The following is a 3,307-nucleotide window of genomic DNA, read 5'->3' on the forward strand; positions in this document are numbered from 1 at the left end:
CAATATAAGTGAATTAAGTTGGTTAAACTTTTCTTAGTTTAATTTTAATAATGTAGGGTAGGTCTTAGCCTACCACTTCAATTTAAACAGTGGGCTAAAAGCCCACCCTACAAAAAGAGAAAATACATGACACAAAAATTCGAAATGGCAGACCGTTTTAATCCGTCTGCGGTAGAACAGGCCCTTTATCAACATTGGGAAGAGAGCGGTTATTTTAAACCGTCTGAAAATGAAAACGTGCCGAGCTATTGTATTGCGATTCCGCCGCCGAACGTAACAGGTTCCCTGCACATGGGACACGCTTTCCAACAAACCTTAATGGATACCTTAATCCGTTTCAACCGTATGGAAGGACATAACACCTTATGGCAAGCAGGGACAGACCATGCGGGTATCGCGACTCAAATGGTGGTGGAGCGTAAAATTGCCGCAGAAGAAGGCAAAACCCGCCATGATTATGGTCGTGAAGCATTCATCAACAAAATTTGGGATTGGAAAGCCTATTCAGGCGGCACAATCAGCCAACAAATGCGCCGTTTAGGTAACTCTATTGACTGGGAATGCGAGCGCTTCACCATGGATGACGGTTTATCCAATGCGGTAAAAGAAGTGTTTGTTCGCTTGCACGAGGAAGGTTTAATTTACCGTGGCAAACGCTTGGTGAACTGGGATCCAAAACTACATACCGCAATTTCCGATTTAGAAGTGGAAAACAAAGAGAGCAAAGGCTCCCTTTGGCATTTCCGCTATCCGTTAGCAAACGGCGCAAAAACGGCAGATGGTAAAGAGTATTTAGTCGTCGCAACTACACGTCCGGAAACCATGTTGGGCGATACGGCGGTTGCGGTGCATCCGGAAGATGAACGTTATCAATCTTTAATCGGTAAAACGGTCGTTCTGCCATTGGCAAACCGTGAAATTCCGATTATTGCCGATGAATATGTGGATCGTGAATTTGGTACCGGTGTGGTAAAAATTACCCCTGCACATGACTTTAATGACTATGAAGTGGGTAAACGTCACAGCTTGCCGATGGTCAACGTGTTAACCTTAAATGCGAATATTCGTGATGAAGCGGAAATTATCGGCACCGATGGTAAACCGCTTGCCGGCTATGAAGCGATGATTCCTGCGGATTACCGTGGCTTAGAGCGTTTTGCTGCACGTAAGAAAATCGTGGCAGATTTTGAAGCGCTGGGTTTATTAGATGAAATCAAACCACATGATTTGAAAGTGCCTTATGGCGACCGTGGCGGTGTGCCGATTGAGCCGATGCTAACCGACCAATGGTATGTGAGCGTGAAACCGCTTGCTGATGTGGCGATTAAAGCGGTGGAAGACGGCGAAATCCAATTCGTACCGAAACAATATGAAAACCTTTACTTCTCTTGGATGCGTGATATTCAAGACTGGTGTATTTCTCGCCAACTTTGGTGGGGACACCGTATTCCTGCGTGGTATGACGCAGAAGGCAACGTTTATGTCGCGCGCAACGAAGCCGAAGTGCGGTCAAAATACAACTTAGATTCTGCGGTGGAACTCAAACAAGATGAAGACGTGCTAGACACGTGGTTCTCATCAGGCTTGTGGACGTTCTCCACCTTAGGTTGGCCGGAGCAAACTAAAGAGCTCAAAATGTTCCATCCGACTGATGTGTTAATCACCGGCTTCGACATCATCTTCTTCTGGGTTGCGCGTATGATTATGTTTACGATGCACTTTGTTAAAGATGAAAACGGCAAACCGCAAGTGCCGTTCAAAACCGTGTACGTAACGGGCTTAATCCGTGATGAACAAGGCCAAAAAATGTCGAAATCGAAAGGCAATGTACTTGATCCAATCGATATGATTGACGGCATCAGCCTTGAAGATTTACTTGAAAAACGCACCGGTAACATGATGCAGCCACAATTAGCAGAGAAAATTGCCAAAGCGACCCGCAAAGAGTTTGCAGAAGGTATTGCGGCGCATGGTACAGATGCATTGCGCTTCACATTAGCTGCGTTGGCTTCAAACGGTCGCGATATCAACTGGGATATGAAACGCCTAGAAGGTTACCGTAACTTCTGTAACAAATTATGGAATGCAAGCCGTTTCGTGCTCACCAATGACAAATTAGATTTAAGCCAAGGCGAAATCGAATTCTCCGTGGCAGACCGTTGGATTCAATCAGAATTTAACCGCACAGTAGAAACTTTCCGCAGTGCATTAAGCCAATACCGTTTCGACCTTTGTGCCAATGCGATTTATGAATTTACTTGGAACCAATTCTGCGACTGGTATTTGGAACTCACTAAACCAGTATTTGCCAACGGCAACGCAGCGCAAATTCGTGCAGCAAGCCAAACCTTGGTTCATGTGTTGGAAAAATTGTTGCGTTTAGCACACCCGCTCATGCCATTTATTACCGAAGAAATTTGGCAAAAAGTGAAAGGCTTTGTGGGCATCACCGCTGACAGCATTATGTTACAACCTTTCCCACAAGTGGAAGAAAACGCCTTTGATGCCGAGGCGGAAACAGAGATCAATTGGCTCAAAGACGTGATTGTTGCTGTGCGTAATATCCGTGCTGAGAGCAACATTGCACCAAGCAAAGGACTCGATCTGTTATTCCGTAATATTCCGGCTGATGAGCAAAAAATTCTGGAAAAACAGACCGCACTTTTACAAGCTATGGCGAAGTTAGACAACGTCAGCGTGCTTAAAGAAGGCGAACAAGCGCCATTGGCTGTAGCGAAGTTAGTCGGCAACACCGAAATCCTCGTACCGATGGCAGGTTTCATCAATAAAGAAGCCGAGCTTGCCCGTTTAACCAAAGAGATTGAAAAATATCAAAACGAAGTTAAACGCATCGAAAGCAAACTCAGCAACGAAGCCTTCGTCGCCAAAGCCCCGGAAGCGGTTATCGCCAAAGAACGCGAAAAACAAGCCGAATACCAATCCGGATTAGAAAAAATCCAAGAGCAGTATAAGGCGATTGAGGCACTTTAATGTTCAAAACGCCAGCTTATTAGGCTGGCGTTTTATATATTTAAGGCTCTAAAATTGCTAATCCTAATCTAGACATATGAGACGATAGCTTTTGCAAAATATCTGCAAAAAGATTGTTTTTGGCCTTCATAGCTATTGTATATTTATCTTTTTGGGATAATTGTTTTTCTGAAATTGTTTGAAGCCTGTAAAAATCAAAGACTATAATTTGTGGTTCTTTATAGGCACTAATTGATAAAGGGCATATTGTATAAAATCGTGCAGGTTTAAATATGTCTTTGATTTTCTTGTCATAATTTAACATTACCCCTTGGAT

General features: G+C 43.9%; 2 protein-coding genes. One reads left to right on the forward strand and one right to left on the reverse strand.

Annotated features, from left to right (window positions below):
• Positions 1-126: 126 nt before the first annotated feature.
• On the forward strand, positions 127-2,991 hold the full coding sequence (locus QZ106_RS09320) for a valine--tRNA ligase (protein ID WP_295976572.1): 2,865 nt from the start codon (positions 127-129) through the stop codon (positions 2,989-2,991).
• 40 nt (positions 2,992-3,031) lie between these two features.
• On the opposite strand, the gene QZ106_RS09325 is transcribed toward QZ106_RS09320, so the two are convergent.
• The coding region (locus tag QZ106_RS09325) for a hypothetical protein (protein ID WP_295976573.1) at positions 3,032-3,307 on the reverse strand (276 nt) is incomplete at its 5' end.

Origin of the sequence: uncultured Aggregatibacter sp. (genome assembly GCF_901873365.1) — a bacterium.
Lineage (GTDB): Bacteria > Pseudomonadota > Gammaproteobacteria > Enterobacterales > Pasteurellaceae > Aggregatibacter.